A 2,945-nucleotide genomic window follows, 5' to 3' on the forward strand; every position below is an offset into this window, starting at 1 on the left:
GGCAATAAGGTCAGGATTGATGGCGTTAAATAAAAGATCGCCGGGAGTCGCGTTTTTTGCCAGCAAGTCAGTCAGGGTGAAAGAAATGTCAAGCGGCCGATTCAAGGCTGTTAGGGCGATATGGTCATAGGGTTCCAGGGGAAGGAACCAGTCGTTATAGTGTGTCAGAGCGGCCACCACGTAGCCATGGCTGGCTACCCGAGGAAGAAGGTACAGGTAAAACCAGGCTGGGCAACTCCAGCCGGGCGAAAACAGGACGAGCGGGAAAGGCTTGTCTGCCGAGACATCTAAACCTTCATAAGCCCCGTCGAAACCGTAGGCTTCCCAGTCGGCCGAGCTCGAACTTGGCCAACCCATGTAATTGTAAGGATCGAGAGGGTATGACGCCCGCGGTGTACTTCCAGATATGCTGGATGGATTAGCCGGATACCAGATATAAACGGCAATTGGACGGTTATCCCGGCTGACATCGGTCAGCATTAGAAATGTAAACCCAACAGCATACGGCCCCGGCTTTTCAGGATCAGGTATATTTTTAATGGGGGCCGTCTCGATTGGCGAAATTAATAAAAAAATCAGACAGGATACAAAAATCAATACAAGAAACGCTCTCTTTTCCAGATATGATTATTCTTGCCTTGTCCTGGCCGCCCAGAATAGCCATATTTGGGGTCCAAAGGGGGTTTAAAACCAAAATTACTAATAAATGGATAAGAATTATCTTATTAGTAAAAATCTATAAAATTTATTTAATCTACAGGGAGGTAAATATGTCTCAACAACTTGACCCAAAATACCTAATTTCCGGCCCTGCTCCATTAGGACGAATTCTTAATTATATTAAACGGATAAAGAATAACCAGTTTACTACATCTATAAGGGGTAAAGTTGAAGACCCAAATAATTTAGATAATTGGACAGTTGATTTTATGGTAGGGTTAGGTTTAATTAAAATACCAACAAAATCTGGCAAAGTATTAAAAATCGCACTCACAGAAGAAGGATTAAGAATCTATGAATTAATTAAAAATTTACCTGACTTTTCTGACCCTTTCAAACAAGACCACCACAAGAATATGATAGATATCAAAAACTCCTTATTGGCTACTAACCTTGATTTATATGCAGTTGGCAAAAGCGGTTGGGATAACCAAGCGCATCAGCCCGCACACGCTTCGCCACTCGTTTGACGTCCGATTTCTCAATAGGGGGGCTTTGATAGGGTTAAAGAACTATCTTGGGCATCGGGATGTGAAGACCACAGCGATTTACACGCACATAAACGATGAGCAGTTGAAAGAGGAACTGGAAAGGTTGTAAAACGGCTTTCCCGATTTACTTTTGAAATAGTTACGAATATTATATTCATAGAGCGTTTAGGGTTTAAAAAGAGGCGAATAATGGCTGATTTATATTTTAAAAAATATCCAGATAATATTACATTTGAATGTTATAGTGAAAGAGGCGTAATTTCTTTTTTAATGTTAAAGTGGTTAACAGAAGACAAAGATAATATCAATAAGTTCATAGGTTTAATTGAAGATAAGAATAAAAATAATCCGCTTAAGAATTTTAAGCCGTCCCAAATAAGCATATTTACAGAATTAGTTTTAGGGTTTCGAGGTTTTGGTTGCCCTGATGGACTACTATATTTAAAAAATGAAATTGAAGAAAAACTAATTTTTATTGAAGCGAAAACAAATGAAAACGCAGAAGAAAGTTGCAATTTAAAAAAAAGTTCCAGTTTGAATAATCAAATTGAATTGAAAATGAGGATGCTGCATCATTATTTCAAGGATCCACAAAAGACAATAATAAGAGCAATAAATCCTAACAACAAGAAAGAAAACAGAACCCTTGAATTAAAAGATGGTGTAAAAGTAGTTTTTGAATATATAAAAAAATTTGAACAAAAAACAAATGATGTGTATTTTTTAATAATAACGAAGGATTCCAAAAATCCAATCTTAGAATTTGAAAAAAAACTCAATAAAGTTTCTCTTAAAAAGGATGTTTATCCAAAATACAAAAAACAGATATGTTGGATTAATTTTGAAACATTAATTAATCTAACTGGACTTAAAAATCATAATGGGGGCTGTGCTGGATAATATATTTACTTTACCTTTTTCAGAGTATCAAATAGCAGCAAAACTCCAAGATATTTTTAAGAAAAAAGTTTATTCTATTGCTATACCTATGAGCAGGCAGCAAAAAGGTTTTGATTTAATTCTTTATAATATGAACTCAAAAAAATCACTGACTTTTCAGGTAAAATCTTCAAAATGGTATACAGGAAGAATACCAAAAAGAAAAGTGAATACTCCTTATGTTGAAAACTGGTTTTGGTTGAATGTTTTTAAGTTGGAAAAAGGACGAGGAATCATAGGAATTTCGTTTTTCTGGCGCGTCGGCCAGGTGAGTATTCAGCCACCAAAATTGCCTCGACCCGTCGTGAGAAATGATAAAACCTAGGCTGGCGGATGTCAAGCTGGGCAAGAAAAAGCGGAGGGCGAGCCGGGAATCTGGGGCAAGGCCGAAAGCGCCGGAAATCAGCCAGACTTCTCATGCTGGGGAAGAAGAAAATCACGAAAAATATTAAGTCGGGGACTCAGCGGCCATCAGAACTTGCTGATAAGCAATCTGCGGCGGAGGCTTATCGGCGACAAAAGTCAGCTTCAAGTGGTCGATGATTCTGTCGACCACGGCGGAGGCTGTGAGGAAAGCGATGACGCGCATCTGTCCGCCGCATTGAGGACAGATCATAGGATCGACTTCATAGACCTTACGGATCATCTCTGCCCAGCCCTTGGCGGGGACGGGTTGGAGTTCCTCCTCGAGTATCCGGAGGGGGAAAAGCCCCAGGCTTGCCTTCTTGACTTTCCCCCGATGGGCATTGGCGTAGAGGCCGTAATATCTGACCGTGACCTGGCCCTTGTCAGGAA

General features: G+C 39.7%; 5 protein-coding genes. 3 read left to right on the plus strand and 2 right to left on the minus strand.

The annotated features are described in order from the left end of the window. On the minus strand, positions 1-597 hold a 597-nt coding region (locus N2692_03030; protein MCX8016240.1), incomplete at its 3' end, for a hypothetical protein. A gap of 173 nt (positions 598-770) precedes the next feature. Here N2692_03030 and N2692_03035 point away from each other — a divergent pair. The 3 genes from N2692_03035 to N2692_03045 all read left to right on the plus strand — a co-directional run bounded on the left by N2692_03035 (position 771) and on the right by N2692_03045 (position 2,475). Then, positions 771-1,190: a hypothetical protein gene (locus tag N2692_03035; GenBank protein MCX8016241.1), complete on the plus strand. Its 420-nt coding sequence runs from the start codon at positions 771-773 to the stop codon at positions 1,188-1,190. A gap of 210 nt (positions 1,191-1,400) precedes the next feature. Further along, positions 1,401-2,111, plus strand: coding sequence for a hypothetical protein (locus N2692_03040; GenBank protein MCX8016242.1), 711 nt, complete (start codon positions 1,401-1,403; stop codon positions 2,109-2,111). Continuing rightward, positions 2,092-2,475: a hypothetical protein gene (locus N2692_03045; protein MCX8016243.1), complete on the plus strand. Its 384-nt coding sequence runs from the start codon at positions 2,092-2,094 to the stop codon at positions 2,473-2,475. Before N2692_03040 ends, N2692_03045 begins: the two co-directional genes overlap by 20 nt. 123 nt (positions 2,476-2,598) lie before the next feature. Here the strand turns inward: N2692_03045 and N2692_03050 are convergent. Further along, positions 2,599-2,945 (minus strand): hypothetical protein (locus N2692_03050; GenBank protein MCX8016244.1); only part of this gene is annotated, 347 nt, incomplete at its 5' end.

This window comes from Patescibacteria group bacterium (genome assembly GCA_026415775.1).
Classification (GTDB): Bacteria; Patescibacteriota; Minisyncoccia; order UBA6257; family JAAZHW01; genus SKW32.

Bases quoted from the DNA above. Each gene is read 5' to 3' on its own strand.
- N2692_03035 (MCX8016241.1), top strand. From the start codon at position 771: ATGTCTCAACAACTTGACCCAAAATACCTAATTTCCGGCCCTGCTCCA.
- N2692_03040 (MCX8016242.1), top strand. From the start codon at position 1,401: ATGGCTGATTTATATTTTAAAAAATATCCAGATAATATTACATTTGAA.
- N2692_03045 (MCX8016243.1), top strand. From the start codon at position 2,092: ATGGGGGCTGTGCTGGATAATATATTTACTTTACCTTTTTCAGAGTAT.